Source organism: Mesorhizobium sp. M2E.F.Ca.ET.219.01.1.1 (assembly GCF_004016445.2).
Taxonomy (GTDB): Bacteria; Pseudomonadota; Alphaproteobacteria; order Rhizobiales; family Rhizobiaceae; genus Mesorhizobium.
Genome location: NZ_SADT02000005.1, coordinates 37315 through 55870, shown reverse-complemented (window position 1 = coordinate 55870; position 18556 = coordinate 37315). Strand labels below are relative to the sequence as shown.

18 protein-coding genes are annotated in these 18556 nt (G+C 64.7%); 11 read left to right on the top strand and 7 right to left on the bottom strand.

The features are described 5' to 3' along the window. Positions 1-19: 19 nt before the first annotated feature. Positions 20-1207 carry an MFS transporter gene (locus tag EN862_RS23220; RefSeq protein ID WP_127865891.1) on the bottom strand — a complete coding sequence of 396 codons (1188 nt, stop codon included), beginning with the start codon at positions 1205-1207 and terminating at the stop codon, positions 20-22. Positions 1208-1331: 124 nt separating this feature from the next. Here EN862_RS23220 and EN862_RS23215 point away from each other — a divergent pair, with 124 nt between their 5' ends. Next, a complete protein-coding gene (locus tag EN862_RS23215; protein ID WP_127865890.1) occupies positions 1332-2237 on the top strand; it encodes a LysR family transcriptional regulator in 906 nt (301 codons plus the stop codon). A 61-nt stretch (positions 2238-2298) separates the two neighbouring features. Here EN862_RS23215 and EN862_RS23210 read toward each other — a convergent pair whose 3' ends face one another. From EN862_RS23210 to EN862_RS23195, 4 genes are all read right to left on the bottom strand, one after another. Next, positions 2299-3348, bottom strand: a complete 1050-nt coding sequence (locus EN862_RS23210; protein ID WP_127865889.1) for an aldo/keto reductase — start codon at positions 3346-3348, stop codon at positions 2299-2301. Between the two features lie 129 nt (positions 3349-3477). Then, complete coding sequence (locus EN862_RS23205) at positions 3478-3879, bottom strand: type II toxin-antitoxin system VapC family toxin (protein ID WP_127865888.1); 402 nt, start codon at positions 3877-3879, stop codon at positions 3478-3480. Beyond that, positions 3879-4133, bottom strand: coding sequence for a type II toxin-antitoxin system Phd/YefM family antitoxin (locus EN862_RS23200; protein ID WP_127865887.1), 255 nt, complete (start codon positions 4131-4133; stop codon positions 3879-3881). Before EN862_RS23200 ends, EN862_RS23205 begins: the two co-directional genes overlap by 1 nt. 86 nt (positions 4134-4219) lie before the next feature. Beyond that, positions 4220-4882 carry a YggS family pyridoxal phosphate-dependent enzyme gene (locus tag EN862_RS23195; protein WP_127865886.1) on the bottom strand — a complete coding sequence of 221 codons (663 nt, stop codon included), beginning with the start codon at positions 4880-4882 and terminating at the stop codon, positions 4220-4222. Positions 4883-5172: 290 nt separating this feature from the next. Between EN862_RS23195 and leuS the strand changes: the two genes are divergently transcribed. Further along, complete coding sequence (leuS, locus tag EN862_RS23190; protein ID WP_127865885.1) at positions 5173-7800, top strand: leucine--tRNA ligase; 2628 nt, start codon at positions 5173-5175, stop codon at positions 7798-7800. Next, entirely contained in the window at positions 7787-8368 is a 582-nt protein-coding gene (gene lptE / locus EN862_RS23185; protein ID WP_127865884.1) for an LPS assembly lipoprotein LptE, read from the top strand. Before leuS ends, lptE begins: the two co-directional genes overlap by 14 nt. A 209-nt stretch (positions 8369-8577) precedes the next feature. On the opposite strand, the gene fsa is transcribed toward lptE, so the two are convergent. Beyond that, positions 8578-9234: a fructose-6-phosphate aldolase gene (gene fsa, locus EN862_RS23180; protein WP_112128566.1), complete on the bottom strand. Its 657-nt coding sequence runs from the start codon at positions 9232-9234 to the stop codon at positions 8578-8580. Positions 9235-9325: 91 nt separating this feature from the next. Here fsa and EN862_RS23175 point away from each other — a divergent pair, with 91 nt between their 5' ends. Beyond that, the gene (locus EN862_RS23175) at positions 9326-11509 is read left to right on the top strand and encodes a primosomal protein N' (RefSeq protein WP_127865883.1); all 2184 of its coding nucleotides are present in this window, start codon (positions 9326-9328) and stop codon (positions 11507-11509) included. Positions 11510-11549: 40 nt separating this feature from the next. Here EN862_RS23175 and EN862_RS23170 read toward each other — a convergent pair whose 3' ends face one another. After that, positions 11550-11795 (bottom strand): type II toxin-antitoxin system Phd/YefM family antitoxin, encoded by a 246-nt coding sequence (locus EN862_RS23170; RefSeq protein ID WP_127865882.1) that lies wholly within the window; start codon positions 11793-11795, stop codon positions 11550-11552. A gap of 67 nt (positions 11796-11862) precedes the next feature. Here EN862_RS23170 and EN862_RS23165 point away from each other — a divergent pair, with 67 nt between their 5' ends. From EN862_RS23165 to EN862_RS23135, 7 genes are all read left to right on the top strand, one after another. Then, on the top strand, positions 11863-12558 hold the full coding sequence (locus EN862_RS23165) for an aspartate/glutamate racemase family protein (protein WP_127865881.1): 696 nt from the start codon (positions 11863-11865) through the stop codon (positions 12556-12558). Between the two features lie 113 nt (positions 12559-12671). Next, the gene (locus EN862_RS23160; RefSeq protein WP_095816594.1) at positions 12672-13067 is read left to right on the top strand and encodes a DUF4345 family protein; all 396 of its coding nucleotides are present in this window, start codon (positions 12672-12674) and stop codon (positions 13065-13067) included. Between the two features lie 235 nt (positions 13068-13302). Then, positions 13303-13863, top strand: a complete 561-nt coding sequence (locus tag EN862_RS23155; RefSeq protein WP_127865880.1) for a F0F1 ATP synthase subunit delta — start codon at positions 13303-13305, stop codon at positions 13861-13863. Continuing rightward, on the top strand, positions 13863-15392 hold the full coding sequence (gene atpA, locus EN862_RS23150; RefSeq protein WP_127865879.1) for a F0F1 ATP synthase subunit alpha: 1530 nt from the start codon (positions 13863-13865) through the stop codon (positions 15390-15392). The genes EN862_RS23155 and atpA overlap by 1 nt, the downstream gene beginning before the upstream one ends. A 34-nt stretch (positions 15393-15426) precedes the next feature. Beyond that, entirely contained in the window at positions 15427-16311 is an 885-nt protein-coding gene (locus EN862_RS23145) for a F0F1 ATP synthase subunit gamma (RefSeq protein WP_127865878.1), read from the top strand. 67 nt (positions 16312-16378) lie between these two features. Further along, the gene (gene atpD / locus EN862_RS23140; RefSeq protein ID WP_127865877.1) at positions 16379-17956 is read left to right on the top strand and encodes a F0F1 ATP synthase subunit beta; all 1578 of its coding nucleotides are present in this window, start codon (positions 16379-16381) and stop codon (positions 17954-17956) included. Between the two features lie 110 nt (positions 17957-18066). After that, a complete protein-coding gene (locus EN862_RS23135) occupies positions 18067-18474 on the top strand; it encodes a F0F1 ATP synthase subunit epsilon (RefSeq protein WP_112128560.1) in 408 nt (135 codons plus the stop codon). Positions 18475-18556: the final 82 nt, after the last annotated feature.

Sequence of the window (18556 nt, the reverse complement as noted above, 5' to 3'; positions counted from 1 at the left end):
ATGTCGAAGGGATCAGCGATCAGCACTGCGCCGTGACGGGCTCGCCGATCGCTTGGCCGCGTTCGAGACGCAGCGCCATGAGCACCACGCCGAGCGCGGCGATCGGCACCAGGCCGGCGACGAGGGGGACGGCGCCGAGGCCGGGGCCGTGGTCGATGACGAAGCCGCCGAGCCAGGCGCCGATGGCGTTGCCGAGATTGAAGGCGGCGATGTTGAAGGAGGAGGCCAGGCCCTGGCCGGCGCCCTTGGCCTTCTCCAGCACCCACATCTGCAGCGGCGCGACAGTGGCGAAGGCGGCAGCACCAAGCAGGCCCACGGCAATGATCGCCGCGATCGGCTGATGGATCGCCGCGGTCATGACGAACAGCACCGCCGACAGCGCGACCAGCGTGCCGACGACCGTCGGCACCAGATGACGGTCGGCGAGGCGCCCGCCAAGCAGGTTGCCGACGACCAGCCCGCCGCCGAAGACGAGCAGGATCGGCGAGACGGCTCCCTCGGAAAAGCCGGCGACGCGGGTCAGGATCGGCGCCAGATAGGTGAAGGCGGCAAAGACGCCGACCCAGCTCAGCACCGTGGTCAGAAGGCCGAGCAGCACCGCCCGGCGGCCGAGCACGGCGAGCGTGCCTTCGGAGCTTTCCTCGTCGTCCGCTGCGGCCGGTTCGTCGCGCGGCACGAGAAGCGCGATCACCGCAAAGGCGATGACGCCGACCAGCGTGACGGCCAGAAAGGTCGAGCGCCAGCCATAGGCCTGGCCGAGCCAGGTGCCGAAGGGCACGCCGAGGATGTTGGCGACGGTGAGGCCGGTGAACATCAGCGCGATGGCCGAGGCCTTCCGGTTGGGCGCGACCAGGCTGGTGGCGACGACGGAGCCGACGCCGAAGAAGGAGGCGTGGGCGAAGGCGGTGAGCACACGCGCCGCCATCAGCGTCCAGTAGTCGGGCGCCAGCGCGCAGGCCAGGTTGCCCACGGTGAAGACCACCATGAGCGCAAGCAGCAAGGTCTTGCGCGGCAGGCGGCCGGTCAAGGCGCCAAGCAGCGGCGCGCCGACGACGACACCCAGCGCGTAGCCGGAAATGAGCAGGCCCGCGGCCGAGATCGAGACGCCGAGATCGGCGCTGACATCGAGCAGCAGGCCCATGATGACGAATTCGGTGACACCGATGCCGAAGGCGCCGGCGGTGAGGGCATAGAGAGCAAGGGGCATGGCTGCGGTCCGGTTGATCAGGAAAGGGACGCTTAATCCCGCGCCCCTGGACCGGAAGATCGTGATCCGTCGAGCTGTGAACCAGCCTTGCATAAGGCATATTTTCTGTGAAATAGATTCACGAATGGCGAGACCCGAAATCAACCGCTCCGGCGAAATCGAAGTGTTCGTCCGCGTCGCCGAGGCAGGCAGCTTCTCAGCGGCAGCGCGGGCCTTGCGCATGACGCCCTCGGCGGTGAGCAAGCTGATCGCGCGGCTGGAGGCACGGCTCGGCGCGCGGCTGGTCAGCCGCTCGACACGCAAGCTGCAGCTGACGCCCGAGGGTGCGGCTTTTCATGACAGCGGCTTGCGTATCCTTGCCGATCTCGATGCGGCGGAACGCGAGGCGGCAGCAGGCGCCACGCCTCGCGGCAGGCTGAGGGTCAACTCCTATGTGCCGTTCGGCCAGCACCGGCTGATGCCGCTGTTGCCGCGTTTCCTCGAGCGCTACCCGGAAATCTCGGTCGAGGCGGTGCTGACAGACAGCGTCATCAACCTGATGGAGGAGCGCGCCGACATTGCGATCCGCGCCGGGCCGCTGCGCGAATCACGGCTGGTGGCGCGCAAGCTCGGCCAGAGCCCGATGGTGGTGGTCGCGGCGCCCGCCTATCTGGAAGCGCGCGGCACGCCCCAGACACCGGCCGAATTGGCCCGCCACAATCTGCTGGCGTTCGGCTTCGTGCGTCATATCGACGGCATGCCGTTCGTGGATGCGAAAGGCACACCAGTCGTGGTTCCGATCGTTGGCAATTCGACGGTGAGCGACGGCGAGGCGATGCGGCTGACGACATTGGCCGGAGCAGGCATCGCAAGACTGGCGCGCTGGCATGTCGAGCCCGACATCGCCGCCGGGCGGCTCGTACCGTTGCTGGAGGCGTTCAATCCTGGCGACGAGGAGCCGACGCACGCCGTCTATGTCGGCCAGGGCAAGCACCTGCCGGCCCGGGTGCGGGCCTTTCTCGACTTTCTTGCGGAGAACGTGCGTCTCTGAAACGGAAAGCCGCGCGTTCAGGGACGCGCGGCTCCGAAAAGCCAGCCCATTTGAAGGCGGATCACGCTTTCGGCACGAAAGGCGCCGGGCGCCGGCCGGCACTCTGCCGCTCCAGCATCCAGCCGGGATATTCGGCGGGCAGCGCGCTCACCTCATCCAGCTTGGCGAGGTCATCAGCATCAAACTTCAGACCGGTCGCGGCTAGGTTCTGCTCGAGCTGATCCATGCGGCTGGCGCCGATGATGACGCTCATGACGAAAGGTTTTGCCAGCACATAGCCCAGCGCCACCGTGGCGACGCTGACATTATGTTTGTTCGCCACCTCGCGCATGATGGCGACCGCCGCCCAGGCACGATCCTCGTTGACCGGCGGGAAATTGAAGGAAGCGCGGCGGCCTTCGCCGTTACCCGGCGCGCCGGGACCGTATTTGCCGGAAAGCAGCCCACCGGCCATCGGCGACCAGACCATCAGGCCGAGCTTCTCTTCATTGATCAAAGGCACGATCTCGCGCTCGAGATCGCGGCCGGCGATCGAGTAGTAGGACTGGATGGTCTCGAAGCGGGCAAAACCCTTGCGCTCGGCAATGCCCAGCGCCTTGGCGATGCGCCAGGCCTGCCAGTTGGAGACGCCGACATAGCGCACCTTGCCGCCGGCGACGAGATCGTCGAGCGCGCGCAGCGTCTCGTCGATCGGCGTCACCGTATCGGTGCCGTGCAACTGATAGAGATCGATATGATCGAGCTGCAGCCGCTTCAGGCTGGCGTCGACCGAATCCATGATGTGGCCGCGCGAGGAGCCGCGTTCGTTTGGCCCGTTGCCCATGGCGCCATGCACCTTGGTGGCGATGATGACGTCCGAACGTTTTACACCGAGGTCCTTGAGCGACTGTCCCAGCAGCTGCTCGGACTGGCCGAAGGAATAGACATCCGCCGTGTCGAAGAAATTGACGCCGGCGGCGATCGAGCGGGCGACGATCTCGTTGACGCCCTTCTGGTCGAGGCTGGCGATCAGCCCCCATTGAGCATTCTCGCCGGCGGCGCCGAAGGTCATGGTGCCGAGGCAGAGTTCGGAAACGAACAGGCCGGTGTTGCCGAGCTGGTTGTAGCGCATGGTGAGATTTCCCGAGAGAAGGATTGAATGACAACAGGCAAATAGGAACGGACCGTTTCGTTTCAAGCGCTGGCACAACCACGGTGGTCAACTTGGCGTGAAGTTGCCCGCCGGCGGATCCCAGAACGGTCAGACTTCCCAGGGATTGAGGACTGTGACACCGACGCCCTCGAAGTCGGCGACGTTTCGCGTGACCAGGATCAGGTCGTGCACGAGGGCGGTCGCCGCAATAAGCGAGTCGGCGCTCCCCCGTGTGCGTCCCGCCGTTATGCGACCCCAGGCAAGGGCGACCTCCTCCGTGATCGCGAGAATGCGGTCCGTATTGTCTCTTCGAAGTTCTCGCAGCCAGATATCGAGCCGAGCCGCCCTTTCAGGGTCGATCTTGCGCTGTTTGACGATTCCTCGCTCGATCTCACCCAGTGTAATGACACTAAGGTTGATCGACGCCGGATCGATCGAAGCTATCCAGGCGGTCGGCTTTGGCAGCCGCCTTTGCGCGTCTGAAACAATGTTCGTATCGAGCAGATACATCAGAGGTCGACGTCCCGGATCATCGTATCCGAGCGCCGGGTGATTTCCTTATCAAACTCATCGTCCCATCCGGGACCGGTAAGAAGATATTCAGCGAGCGATTTCTTGTTCCCGGCCAGGCGGTCGTAATCCTCCACGGACAGCACGACTGCAGCCCGTTCGCCCCGAAGCGTCACGGTCTGCGGCCCCTCGGTTCGCGCGCGCTGGACCACTTTGGAAAAATTGTTCTTCGCGTCCTGAAGATGCCAGTTCATACGCAGCTCCTAGCTAGCTTGGCTAGATATAACGCGGCAGCAGCGGATTATCAATCAACTCCAGCGAAAGGCAGCGGGTGACGGCGTCACCGGCTGCCGAAGATCGCCGATCCGACCCTGACGCTGGTCGCGCCAAAGGCGATCGCGGTCTCGTAGTCGCCGGACATGCCCATCGAGAGCTTTTCGACGCCGGCCTCGCGGGCAAGCTTTTCCAGCAGCGCGAAATGCGGGCCGGGATTCTCATCGGCCGGCGGTATGCACATCAGACCTTCGATGGCGAGACCATGCGCCTCGCGGCAGCGCTCGACGAAGGCGACCGCCTCGCGCGGCTCGATGCCTGCCTTTTGCGGCTCGGAGCCGGTGTTGACCTGGACATAGAGTTTTGGCGCCCGGCCCTGCCGAGTCATTTCCTTTGAAAGCTCCGCGGCGATCTTCTCGCGGTCGACGGTCTCGATGACGTCGAACAGCGCCACCGCTTCCTTGGCCTTGTTGGACTGCAGCGGGCCGATCAGATGTAGCTCCAGATCGGGGAATGCCTCTCTCAGCGCCGGCCATTTTCCCTGGGCTTCCTGCACGCGGTTCTCGCCGAAGACGCGCTGGCCCGCTTCGATGACGGGACGGACATCCTCGGCCGCGAAGGTCTTCGACACCGCAACCAGCATCACAGTGCCGGGCTCGCGCCTTGCCTCGCGTTCGGCGCTTGCGATCCTCGCCTTGACCGCTTGAAGCTGCTCCACGGCGCTCGTCATGCCACTATCCTGCCTATAGTTTTCATGGCCGGGCCGGATCGCCACAGTTGACGGGTCCGGCAATCCATGGTGAACACCGCGACGACATTGTCTCGGCTGCCGGCCTGGGCGTGTCGATATTCAGGTGATGCCGGCCTGCAAATGCCGGTTTCCTGCGCTTCCGGTGCTCACGTACTTTAAGTACGCTCCGCTCCGGTTCTCGGAACCCGCCATTTTCGGCTCGGCCTGACCTGAATATCAACACGCCCTGATCCAGCACCGCGCACCTGCTTTTAAGTGAAAAACATCCGATGGCAACTGAACGATACAATCCGCGCACGTCAGAGCCCAAATGGCAGAAGGCCTGGGCCGAAAAGAAGCTATTCGAGGCTCGCAACGACGATCCGAAGCCGAAATACTACGTGCTCGAGATGTTCCCCTATCCGTCGGGCAAGATCCATATCGGCCATACCCGCAACTACACGATGGGCGACGTGGTGGCGCGCTACAAGCGCGCCAAGGGTTTTAACGTGCTGCATCCGATGGGCTGGGACGCCTTCGGCATGCCGGCCGAAAACGCCGCCATGCAAAACAAGGTCCATCCCAAGGACTGGACCTACGAAAACATCGCGGTGATGCGCGAGCAGCTGAAGATGATGGGCCTGTCGCTCGACTGGGCGCGCGAATTCGCGACCTGCGACGTCGACTACTATCACCGCCAGCAGATGCTGTTCCTCGACTTTGTCGAGAAGGGGCTGGTGACGCGCAAATCCTCCAAGGTCAACTGGGATCCGGAGGACATGACCGTGCTCGCCAACGAGCAGGTCATCGACGGCCGAGGCTGGCGCTCGGGCGCGCTGGTCGAACAGCGCGAGCTGACGCAGTGGTTCTTCAAGATCACCGACTTCGCGCAGGATCTGCTGGATTCGCTCAACCTGCTCGAAGAGTGGCCGGAGAAGGTCAAGCTGATGCAGCACAACTGGATCGGCCGCTCCGAAGGCCTGCTGATCCGCTGGCCGCTGGCAAAACCGGTTGGCGATGCGCATGAGCTGGAAGTCTACACGACCCGGCCCGACACCATCTTCGGCGCTTCCTTCATGGCGGTCGCCGCCGACCATCCGCTGGCCAGGAAGGCCGCCGAAAGCAATGTTGAGCTGGCCAAGTTCATCGAGGAGGTCCGCCATATGGGCACCTCGGTGGCGGCGCTGGAGACGGCCGAGAAGAAGGGTTTCGACACTGGCATCCGCGTCGTCCACCCGTTCGACGAGAATTGGACGCTGCCGGTCTATGTCGCCAATTTCGTGCTGATGGAATACGGCACCGGCGCCATTTTCGGCTGCCCGTCGGGCGACCAGCGCGACCTCGACTTCGCCAACAAATACGGCCTGCCGGTGATCCCGGTGGTGATGCCGGAAGACGGCGACGCCAAGACCTTCCAGGTCATCGAGGAGGCCTATGTCGACGATGGCGTGATGATCAATTCGCGCTTCCTCGACGGCATGAAGCCCGAAAAGGCCTTCAGCGAAGTGGCGAGGCTGCTGGAGCAGAAGACGATCGGCGGCCGGCCGATGGCGGAGCGCAAAGTGAATTTCCGCCTGCGCGACTGGGGCATTTCGCGCCAGCGCTACTGGGGCTGCCCGATCCCGATGATCCATTGCGAAGCCTGCGGCGTCGTGCCGGTGCCGAAAGCCGATCTGCCGGTGAGGCTGCCCGACGACATCGAGTTCGATCGTCCGGGCAATCCGCTCGACCGTCACCCGACCTGGCGGCATGTGAAGTGCCCGCAATGCGGCCGCGACGCGCGGCGCGAGACCGACACGATGGACACTTTCGTTGATTCGTCGTGGTATTTCGCGCGCTTCACCGCGCCCTGGGCGAATGAGCCGACCGAGCCGAAAGCGGCCGACGAATGGCTGGCCGTCGACCAGTATATCGGCGGCATCGAGCACGCGATCCTGCACCTGCTCTATTCGCGCTTCTTCACCCGCGCCATGCGCGAGACCGGGCACCTGAACCTCGCCGAGCCGTTCAAGGGCCTGTTCACGCAAGGCATGGTGGTGCACGAAACCTACCGTGTCGGCGGCCCGTCGAACAACGGACGCTGGCTGTCGCCGAGCGAGGTCAGGCTCGAGGACGTCAACGGCAAGCGCCGCGCCGTCGAGATCGCCACCGGCGAGGAGGCGACGGTCGGCGCGCTGGAGAAGATGTCGAAGTCGAAGAAGAACACGGTGAGCCCCGAAGAGATCACCGACGGTTACGGCGCCGACACGGCGCGCTGGTTCATGCTGTCGGACTCGCCGCCGGAACGCGACGTCGAATGGACCGACGATGGCGCCGCCGGCGCGCACCGTTTCGTCCAGCGCATCTGGCGCCTGGTGCAGATCGCCGCCGAATCTCTGCCCGGCGTGAAGCCGGCGGCGGCGAAGGACGGCGAGGCGGGTGCCATTTCCAAGGCGGCGCACAAGATCCTGAAGGCGGTCGGCGAGGACATCGAGAAGCTCGGCTTCAATCGTGCGATCGCCCGCATCTACGAGCTCGCCAATGCGCTAGCGACGCCGCTCAACGACGTTGCCGAGGGCAAGGCCGACGCGGCGCTGAAGGGCGCCTGCCGCGAGGCGGTGGAGATCCTGGTGCACATCATCGCGCCGGTCATGCCGCATCTGGCGGAGGAATGCTGGGAGGCGCTGGGCGGCACGGAGATGGTCGCCGAGCGGCCCTGGCCGGTCTACGATCCGGCGCTGGTCGTCGACAACGAGATCGTGCTGCCGGTGCAGGTGAACGGCAAGAAGCGCGGGGATTTGACAATTGCCCGCGACGCGGATCAAGGTGCCGTCGAAAAAGCGGTGCTGGCTCTCGACTTCGTGCAAAAAGCACTGGAAGGTAAGGCTCCGCGCAAGGTGATCATCGTCCCGCAGAGGATCGTCAATGTCGTTGCCTGATCCGGTGAAGTCACAAGCGCCCCGCCGGCGCGGCCGCTTGGCGATTTGCGGCATGGTCGCCGCTCTGGCGCTGGTCTCGGCCTGCACCGTGCGGCCGCTCTATTCCAACCAGCCGCTCTCGCCCGGATCGCAGCTCAGCGCGTCCGCCGAGCTGGCCTCGATCTCGATCAAGCCGGTCAAGACGCGCTACGCGCAGCAGGTGCGCAACAATCTGATCTTCGCTTTCGGGCAAGGCTCGGGCGAGCCGGCCTCGCCGTCCTACTCGCTCGACCTCGGCGTCACCGAGCTGGTCGAATCGGCGGCCATCGTGCAGGTGCAGACGCAGGAAGACGAGCCGACGGCGGGCACGGTCACGCTGACGGCCAATTACGTGCTGCGCGATACCGCGACCAACACGGTGATCGCCGTCGGCAAGCGCTCGATTCCCTCATCCTTCGACCGGCCGCGCCAGGAATTCGCGGCCTACCGGGCACAGATCGACGCCGAGAACCGCGCGGCGCGCGAGCTTGCCGACCTGCTGCGGCTGTCGATCGCGCAGGATCTGACCAGGCACGGCAAGAAAGCCTAGAGCCGTACCGATATTCAGGTGAGGCCGGCCTGCGAACGGCGGTTTTCTCCGCTTCCGGTGCTCAGGTACTTCAGTACGCTCCGCTCCGGTTCTCGAAAACCACCGTTCTCGGCTCGGCCTGACCTGAATCTCGGCACGCCTTCGCGCGCCGTTTGAAACAAAAAAGGCCGGTCGCCCGGCCTTTTTTGTTTCTGCTGAGAGTGTCGGCGTCAGCCGATCTTCTGGCCGGTCTTGGCCCAGTCGGCGAGGAAGGCGGCGAGGCCTTTGTCGGTCAGCGGATGGTTGACAAGCGCCTTCAGCGTCGCTGGCGGCGCGGTCACGACGTCGGCGCCGATCAACGCCGCCTGCTTGACGTGGTTCACCGTGCGCACCGAGGCGGTCAGGATCTCGGTCTTGAAATCGTAATTGTCGTAGATGGTGCGGATTTCCGAGATCAGCTCCATGCCGTCCGACCCGGTGTCGTCGATACGGCCGACGAAGGGCGAGATGAAGGAGGCGCCAGCTTTGGCGGCAAGCAGCGCCTGGTTGGCCGAGAAGCAGAGCGTGACGTTGACCATGCGCTTCATCTCGGTGCGGATCGTCTTGCAGGCCTTCAGGCCGTCCAGCGTCAGCGGCACCTTGATGCAGACATTCGGCGCGATCTTGGCCAGCACCTCGGCCTCGGCCATCATCTGATTGAATTCGGTCGCCACGACCTCGGCCGAGACCGGGCCTTCGACAATGTCGCAGATCTGCTTGGTGACTTCGGCGATCTTGCCGCCCGATTTCAGAATCAGCGACGGGTTGGTGGTGACGCCGTCGAGAAGCCCCAGATCGTGCAGCTCCTTAATTTCCTTGATGTCAGCGGTGTCGACAAAAAACTTCATGGCTGTCTCCTTGGGGATCCGCCCGGCGTCGGCCAGGCACATAAGAGGGTCCCCTTTGATCTAGAGCAAAGTCGGGGCAAGGTCACGCCTCATGATGGAAGATTCGCCCTTTGTCGCAGCCGCGCCCGTGCTGGTGCCGATGCCGGCCGAACGGCCCTACACCTATGCCGTGCCGCCCGGCATGCGCGTGGTGCCGGGCTCGATCGTGCGCGTGCCGCTCGGGCCGCGCCAGGTCGCGGGCATCGTCTGGGACGGCGCGGTCGAGACGGTCGATGCGAAGAAATTGCGGCCGATCGAGGAGGTGTTCGATTGTCCGCCGATCGACAAGGCAATGCGCCGCTTCGTCGACTGGATCGCGCAATACACACTGTCTGCCCCCGGCATGGTGGCCCGCATGCTGCTGCGCGCCCCGGAGGCTTTCGACCCGGAGCCTTGGATCGAGGGATTGCAGCGCACGCTGGCCGAGCCGGACCGGTTGACGGACGCGCGGCGGCGCGTGCTGGAGACGGCCGAAGGCGGGCTGGCCTGGACACGCTCGGGGCTGGCGCACGCGGCGGGCGTCTCCTCGACCGTGATCGATGGCCTGCGGGCGCAGGGCGTGTTCGAGACGGTGATGATCCCGCCGCGCCCGGTGGTGGCGGCGCCCGACCCCTCTCACGCATTGCCGGAATTGATGCCAGACCAGGAAGCTGCGGCGGAGAAGCTGCGCGCGGCAATCGCTGCCGAAGCCTTCAACGTCACCCTGCTCGACGGCGTCACCGGGTCGGGCAAGACGGAAGTCTATTTCGAAGCGGTTGCGGCGGCCCTCGACAAGGGCAAGCAAGTGCTGATCCTGCTACCGGAAATCGCGTTGACCCATGCCTTCCTCGAACGCTTCCAGGACCGGTTCGGCGCCAAGCCGGCGGAGTGGCATTCCGACCTGCCGCCGCGGATGCGCGAACGCGTCTGGCGGCAGGTGGCCGAAGGCGGCGTGCGCGTCGTCGCCGGCGCGCGTTCGGCGCTGTTCCTGCCGTTCAAGGAACTCGGCCTGATCGTCGTCGACGAGGAGCACGATCCCGCCTACAAGCAGGAGGATCGCGTCTTTTATAATGCGCGCGACATGGCGGTGGTGCGCGGCCTTATCGGCGGCTTTCCCGTCGTGCTCGCCTCGGCCACGCCGTCCGTGGAAAGCCGGGTCAACGCCAGCCAAGGCCGCTACGACCGGGCCGTGCTGTCGTCGCGCTTCGCGGAAGCCGCACTTCCCGGCCTGAAGTCGATCGACATGCGGCGTTCGCCGCCGGCTCGCGGCGGCTTCCTGTCGCCGCTCCTGCTTGAACAGATGCAGCGCACGCTGGAAAGACAAGAGCAGTCGCTGCTCTTCCTCAACCGGCGCGGCTACGCGCCGCTGACGCTCTGCCGGGTGTGCGGCCATCGCTTCGGCTGCCCGGTCTGTTCGGCCTGGCTGGTCGAGCATCGCTTTCGCGGCCAACTCGTCTGCCATCATTGCGGTCACAATGAGCGGCGGCCGGAGGCCTGTCCCGAATGCGGCACGCTCGACCACCTCGTGGCCTGCGGGCCGGGTGTCGAGCGCATTGCCGAGGAAGTGGTGGGGCATTTCCCGGATGCGCGCACCATCGTTTTGTCGTCGGATCTACTGGGTGGCGTGCGCCGGCTGCGGCTCGAACTCGAGGCCGTCGCCAATGGCGAGGCCGATATCGTCATCGGCACGCAGCTTGTCGCCAAGGGACATAATTTCCCGGGCATGACGCTGGTCGGCGTGGTCGACGCCGATCTCGGGCTTGCCAATGGCGATCCGCGCGCCGCCGAGCGCACCTTCCAGCTGCTCAGCCAGGTGACGGGCCGCGCCGGCCGCACCGGCAAGAAAAGCCTTGGCCTGCTCCAGACCTACCAGCCCGACCATCCGGTGATGCGGGCCATCGTCTCCGGCGATTCGGAAGCCTTTTACGAGCGCGAGATCGCCGAACGCGAGCGGGCAGGACTGCCGCCGTTCGGTAGGCTCGCCGGCATCATCGTGAGCGCCGCGACGCGAGGCGAAGCCGAGGGCCATGCGCGCGGCCTGCGGCGCGCAGCGCCCCAGGCTTCGGACTTGTTCGTGCTCGGCCCAGCCGAGGCGCCATTGTCGCTGATCGGCGGACGGCATCGCTTCCGCCTCCTGGTGCAGGGCGAGCGGCGCGCCGACATGCAGGGTTTTATCCGGGCCATGTTGGCCGAAGGGCCGAAGTTGCGCGGCTCGGTTCGCGTCCAGGTCGACATTGATCCACAGAGCTTTTTGTGAGGTGTGCTCTCGATTGCGGGTGAGGCGCGTCTAGCGCAGCTTAAAATTCGACATCTCGCGACGGCGCTTCATTTCGCTCAAATTCGATTCCGCCGGGATATTTAAGCAAAAGGTCCGCGAAGTTTTTCTGGCCGCCTTGCGGATAAAGCTTTCGCCCTTCATCAACCGGGACAACCATGGCAGTCGGCTTGCCGCGTCTTGTGATAATGGTTGGCTCGCCGTTTCCCGCGGCCTCGACGATTGCCGAGAGCCCTGCCTTGGCCAACCCAAGCTGAATGGTTCTCACGACGACCTCCTTGTGGTCTCATGTGCTCATAGTATCGGGAATCGCCCAGGAAAGGGAACAGTCGCTCATGAAAACCCTTGGCCTCATCGGCGGCATGAGCTGGGAATCGACGGCGATCTATTATCGCCTGCTCAACGAGATCGTGCGCGAGCGGCTGAGCGGGCTGCATTCTGCGAAGCTGTTGTTGTGGTCGTTCGATTTCGCCGAGATCGCCGAACGGCAGCATGCGGGCGACTGGGAGGGCGCCGGCGCGCTTCTGGTGGAAGCCGCGCGCAAGCTGGAGGCTGGAGGCGCCGAGGGCTTGGTGATTTGCACCAACACCATGCACAAGCTGGCCGACGCGGTGCAGGCTGCGGTATCGGTCCCGCTCATCCATATCGCCGACGCTACCGGGCGCGTCGTGGTTGAAGCCGGTGTGAAGCGGCCGGCGCTGCTCGCGACGCGCTTCACCATGGAGCAGGATTTCTATAAGGGGCGGCTTACTGACAAATATGGCCTGCAGCCGATCGTGCCCGATCAGGCCGGCCGCGATATGGTGCACAAGGTGATCTATGACGAGCTCTGCCAGGGCATCGTCAAACCCGATTCGAAATCCGCCTATCTCGACGAGGTCGGCCGGATGCGGCGCGCCGACCAGGTGGACGGTGTCATCATGGGCTGCACCGAGATCACCATGCTGATCGGCCAGGGCGATTTCGACATTCCGGTCTTCGACACGACGCGCATCCATGCCGAGGCCGCCATCGACTTCGCGCTGTCGTGACCGGCCGCTCGTCTGATGCTTCTTTTCTAATGTGCCGGCGGCCATCTGGCGTGCCCATTTTCCTCCGCTAGAATGCCGGCAATTTCAGAACAAGACTTTACGAGGGGGACCTTATGGACTTTGCGTTTCCGTGGCCCGCGAGCCAGGGCGAATGGCTGGCCTGGTCGAGCGCCGTCGTGACACTGGTCCTCGGCCTCTTCCTGTTCCTGGCGCCGGGGCTTGCGTTTCGCGTGCTGCGCCTGCAGCCAAGGCCGGAGAAAGCGGCGGCCATCGCCGAAGGGCGCGGCCGCATGTCGGGCTTCTATCTCGGCGTCAGCCTGTGCTGCATCCTGCTCGCGCAGCCGCTGCTCTACATGGCGCTGGGCTTCTCCTGGCTGTTCACCGCCTTCGGCCGGCTGCTGTCGATGATGTCGGACGGCGCCAACACCCCTTTCAACTGGGTTTCGATCGTGGTTGAATTGGCGCTGGCGGCGCTGCCGCTGGCCTTTGCCTTCGGCTTCGTGCCGTGAATTCGGCGCTTGAGCTTGGCCTTCACCGCCTGATGCGACAAAAGTGCCTGAAAACCATGCCGGACGATGCATTGCGGTCTTAAAAAGCCTGTGCTAGACGGCAATCGACTTTCGACCGGGGATAGCGGAAGCCGCGCCTCCGTGCTCGGAAAAATGCAGTAAGGTCAAAGATTTAGCCAGAGTTCTCGCTCGCGCCAACAATCTGCGGCCTGTCAGACAAGAGAAAAGACGGTCCGTGGCCCAATCGTCATCGCCAATCTCAGCTGTCGCAGAACGCTACGCAGGCTCGCTGTTCGAGCTTGCTCTGCAGGAAAATTCAGTCGCCAAGGTCGAGGCCGACCTCGCCGGCTTCGAGGCGATGCTCAACGACAGCGACGATCTCAAGCGGCTGATCAACAGCCCGGTGTTCTCCAGCGAGGACCAGGCCAAGGCCATCGCAGCCATCGTTGGCAAGGCAGGTATTACCGGTCTCGTCGGCAATTTCCTGCGCGTCGTCGCCAGGAACCGTCGCCTGTTCGCGGTGCCCGGCATGATCAAGGCATTTCGCCAGATCGCCGCCGACCATCGCGGCGAGGCGTCCGCCGAGGTCACCTCGGCGCATGCGCTGACGGCCGCGCAGCAGACTGAACTGAAGGCGACGCTGAAGAGCATCGCCGGCAAGGACGTGGCCATCGCCATGACCGTCGATCCGTCGCTGCTCGGCGGCCTGATCGTCAAGATGGGCTCGCGCCAGATCGATACGTCGCTCAAAACCAAACTCAATTCGCTCAAGCTTGCACTGAAAGAGGTCGGCTGATGGACATCCGCGCCGCGGAAATTTCCGCAATTCTGAAAGACCAGATCAAGAATTTCGGCAAGGAGGCCGAGGTCTCCGAAGTCGGTCAGGTTCTGTCCGTCGGTGACGGCATCGCCCGCGTCTACGGCCTCGACAATGTCCAGGCCGGCGAGATGGTCGAGTTCCCGGGCGGCATCCGCGGCATGGCGCTGAACCTCGAAGCCGACAATGTCGGCGTCGTCATCTTCGGCAACGACCGCGACATCAAGGAAGGCGACACCGTCAAGCGCACCGGCGCCATCGTCGACGTTCCGGTCGGCCCCGGCCTGCTTGGCCGCGTCGTCGACGCGCTCGGCAACCCGATCGACGGCAAGGGCCCGATCAAGGCGACTGAGCGCAAGCGCGTCGACGTCAAGGCGCCCGGCATCATTCCGCGCAAGTCGGTGCATGAGCCAATGTCGACCGGCCTCAAGGCCATCGACGCGTTGATCCCGGTCGGCCGCGGCCAGCGCGAGCTGGTCATCGGCGACCGCCAGACCGGCAAGACCGCCATCATCCTCGACACGATGCTGAACCAGAAGTCGGTGCACGACAACGGTCCGGAAAAGGAAAAGCTCTACTGCGTCTACGTCGCCGTCGGCCAGAAGCGCTCGACCGTCGCGCAGTTCGTGAAGGTGCTGGAAGAGCGCGGCGCGCTCGACTACTCCATCATCATTGCCGCCACCGCTTCCGATCCGGCGCCGATGCAGTTCCTGGCGCCGTTCGCCGGCTGCACCATGGGCGAGTATTTCCGCGACAACGGCATGCATGCGCTGATCAGCTATGACGACCTGTCGAAGCAGGCCGTCGCCTATCGCCAGATGTCGCTCTTGCTGCGCCGCCCGCCGGGCCGCGAAGCCTATCCGGGCGACGTCTTCTACCTGCACTCGCGCTTGCTGGAGCGCGCCGCCAAGCTCAATGACGACAACGGCGCCGGTTCGCTGACCGCGCTGCCGGTCATCGAGACGCAGGCCAACGACGTGTCGGCCTACATCCCGACCAACGTGATCTCGATCACCGACGGCCAGATCTTCCTCGAGACCAACCTGTTCTTCCAAGGCATCCGCCCGGCGGTGAATGTCGGCCTGTCGGTGTCGCGCGTCGGCTCGTCGGCGCAGGTCAAGGCGATGAAACAGGTCGCAGGCTCGATCAAGGGCGAGCTCGCGCAGTACCGCGAAATGGCGGCCTTCGCGCAGTTCGGCTCCGACCTCGACGCCGCCACGCAGCGCCTGCTCAACCGCGGTTCGCGCCTGACGGAGCTGCTCAAGCAGCCGCAGTTCTCGCCGCTCAAGACGGAAGAGCAGGTCGCGGTGATCTTCGCCGGCGTCAATGGCTATCTCGACAAGCTGCCGCTCAACCAGGTCGGCAAGTTCGAGCATGGCCTGCTCAGCCACATGCGCTCGGCCGGCAAGGACGTGCTCGACGGCATCCGCAAGGAGAAGGCGCTGTCGGACGATCTGCGCGCCAAGCTGAAGGCGGAAATCGACGCTTTCGCCAAGACCTTCGCCTAAGAAGAAGCCGGACGCACGGGATCAGGTTTGAAGCATGGCTTCGTTAAAAGACCTTCGTAATCGCATCGCCTCGGTCAAGGCGACGCAGAAGATCACCAAGGCGATGCAGATGGTCGCCGCGGCGAAGCTGCGTCGCGCGCAGGAAGCGGCGGAAGCAGCCAGGCCCTATTCCGAGCGCATGGGCGCGGTTCTGGCCAACATCACCCAGGCGATCGGCGGTGGCGGCGATGCCCCGGCGCTGATGACCGGCACCGGCAGGGACGATGTGCATCTGCTCATCGTCTGCACCGCCGAGCGCGGCCTGTGCGGCGGCTTCAACTCGCAGATCGCGCGCCTTGCCCGCGACCACATCCGCCGGCTGCTCGCCGACGGCAAGCAGGTCAAGATCATCTGCGTCGGCAAGAAGGGTTTCGACATACTGCGTCGCGACTACGGCTCGCTGATCCTCGAGCGCGTCGACCTGCGCGAGGTCAAGACGCTCGGCTTCGTCAACGCCGATGCGATCGCGCGCAAGGTCATCCACCTCTTCAACGAGGGTGGCTTCGACATCTGCACGCTGTTCTATTCGCAGTTCAAGTCGGTGATCAGCCAGATCCCGACAGCACAGCAGGTCATCCCGGCGGCTCAGGCCTCGGCCACTGCCGATGCCGGCAACGGCGCCACCGCCGTCTACGAATACGAGCCGGAGCCGGGCGAGATCCTCTCCGACCTCATCCCGCGCAACATCGCCGTGCAGATCTTCCGCGCGCTCTTGGAAAACGCGGCCGGCGAGATGGGCGCCAAGATGAGCGCGATGGACAATGCGACGCGCAATGCCGGCGACATGATCAACAGGCTGTCGATCACCTACAACCGCCAGCGGCAGGCGCAGATCACCAAGGAACTGATCGAAATCATTTCGGGCGCCGAGGCGCTCTAGGCGCGCGCGTGGGGACAATGTCCCAGCGGGCAGCGTGAACAACGGATAGACGAAAAGGGCAAAGACGATGGCGAAAGCAGCTACCCCGAAGACCGCGGCCAAGGAGGCATCGGCCCCGAAGGCGGCAAAGGCCCCGGCAGCAGCCGCGAAGGCCGCCGCTCCGGCGAAGAAGGCGGCCGCTCCGGCCAAGGCCGCGGCTTCGGCGGCCAGCGTCGCGGCCAAGCGCGTCGGCGCCGCCGGCAAGGTCCGCCAGGTCATCGGCGCCGTCGTCGACGTGCAGTTCGAAGATCATCTGCCGGCCATTCTGAACGCGCTGGAAACCGACAATGTCGGCAACCGCCTGGTGCTCGAGGTCGCACAGCATCTCGGCGAGAACACCGTGCGCTGCATCGCCATGGACTCGACCGAAGGCCTGGTCCGCGGCCAGGACGTCTATGATACCGGCGCGCCGATCTCGGTTCCGGTGGGTCCAGGCATGCTCGGCCGCATCATCAACGTCATCGGCGAGCCGGTGGACGAGGCCGGTCCGGTCGACGGCGTCGAGCTGCGCGCCATCCACCAGCCGGCCCCAGCCTATGTCGACCAGTCGACGGAAGCGCAGATCCTGGTCACCGGTATCAAGGTTCTCGACCTGCTCGCGCCTTACGCCCGCGGCGGCAAGATCGGCCTGTTCGGCGGCGCCGGTGTCGGCAAGACCGTGCTGATCCAGGAGTTGATCAACAACGTCGCCAAGGCTCACGGCGGCTTCTCGGTGTTCGCCGGTGTCGGCGAGCGCACCCGCGAAGGTAACGACCTTTATCACGAGTTCATCGAATCGGGCGTCAACAAGAAGGGCGGCGGCCAGGGCTCCAAGGCCGCGCTGGTCTACGGCCAGATGAACGAGCCGCCGGGCGCGCGTGCCCGCGTCGGCCTGACCGGCCTCACCGTCGCCGAATATTTCCGCGACCAGGGCCAGGACGTGCTGTTCTTCGTCGACAACATCTTCCGCTTCACGCAGGCTGGCTCGGAAGTGTCGGCGCTGCTCGGCCGTATTCCTTCCGCCGTGGGTTACCAGCCGACGCTGGCCACCGACATGGGCGCGCTGCAGGAGCGCATCACGACGACGACCAAGGGCTCGATAACCTCGGTGCAGGCGATCTACGTGCCGGCCGACGACTTGACCGACCCGGCGCCGGCGACCTCCTTCGCTCACCTTGACGCGACGACCGTGCTCAACCGCGCGATCTCGGAAAAGGGCATCTACCCGGCCGTCGATCCGCTCGACTCGACCTCGCGCATGCTCGACCCGATGGTCGTCGGCGAAGAGCACTACCAGGTCGCCCGGCAGGTGCAGTCGATCCTTCAGCGCTACAAGTCGCTGCAGGACATCATCGCCATCCTGGGCATGGACGAGCTGTCTGAAGAAGACAAGCAGACGGTTGCCCGCGCCCGCAAGATCGAGCGCTTCCTGTCGCAGCCGTTCTTCGTCGCCGAAGTGTTCACTGGATCGCCGGGCAAGCTGGTCGACCTCGCCGACACCATCAAGGGCTTCAAGGGCCTTTGCGCCGGTGACTACGACCACCTGCCGGAAGCCGCCTTCTACATGGTCGGCGGCATCGACGAGGCGGTCGAGAAGGCACAGCGCCTCGCGGCTGAAGCGGCGTAATTCAAGCGAATAGGGAGTAGGGAGTAGTGAGTAGGGAATAGCAGATGTGACCTGGACCGTTTGGGTCCTTCACTACTCGCTACTCGCTATTCCCTACTCGCTAGATTGGCATGGCTGAAGCTTTCAAGTTCGAACTGGTCTCGCCGGAGCGGCTGCTCGTTTCCGAGCAGGTCGAGTCCGTGGTCATTCCGGGCGCCGAAGGCGAGATGACGGTGATGGCGCAGCACGCGCCGGTCATGACCACCATCAAGCCCGGCGTCGTCACGGTGAAGGCCGCGGGCGGCAAGGAAGACCGTTATGTCGTGTTCGGCGGTTTCGCCGACATCCTGCCGTCCGGCTGCACGCTGCTCGCCGAATCGGCCGTGCATGTGAACGACATCGACCGCGCCGACCTCGCGCGTCGCATCCAGGACGCCAAGGAAGACGCCGCCGACGCCAAGGACGACGTGGCGCGCAGCCGCGCCGAGCAGTTCCTCGCCCAGCTCACCACGCTGGAAGGCGCGTTGCTGCCGGCCTGATCGTTGTTGAAAATGTGAGATTGAAAAAGCGGGCTTGCCCCGCTTTTTTGTTTGGTGTTGCGAGACCAGTTTCGCACTGCTT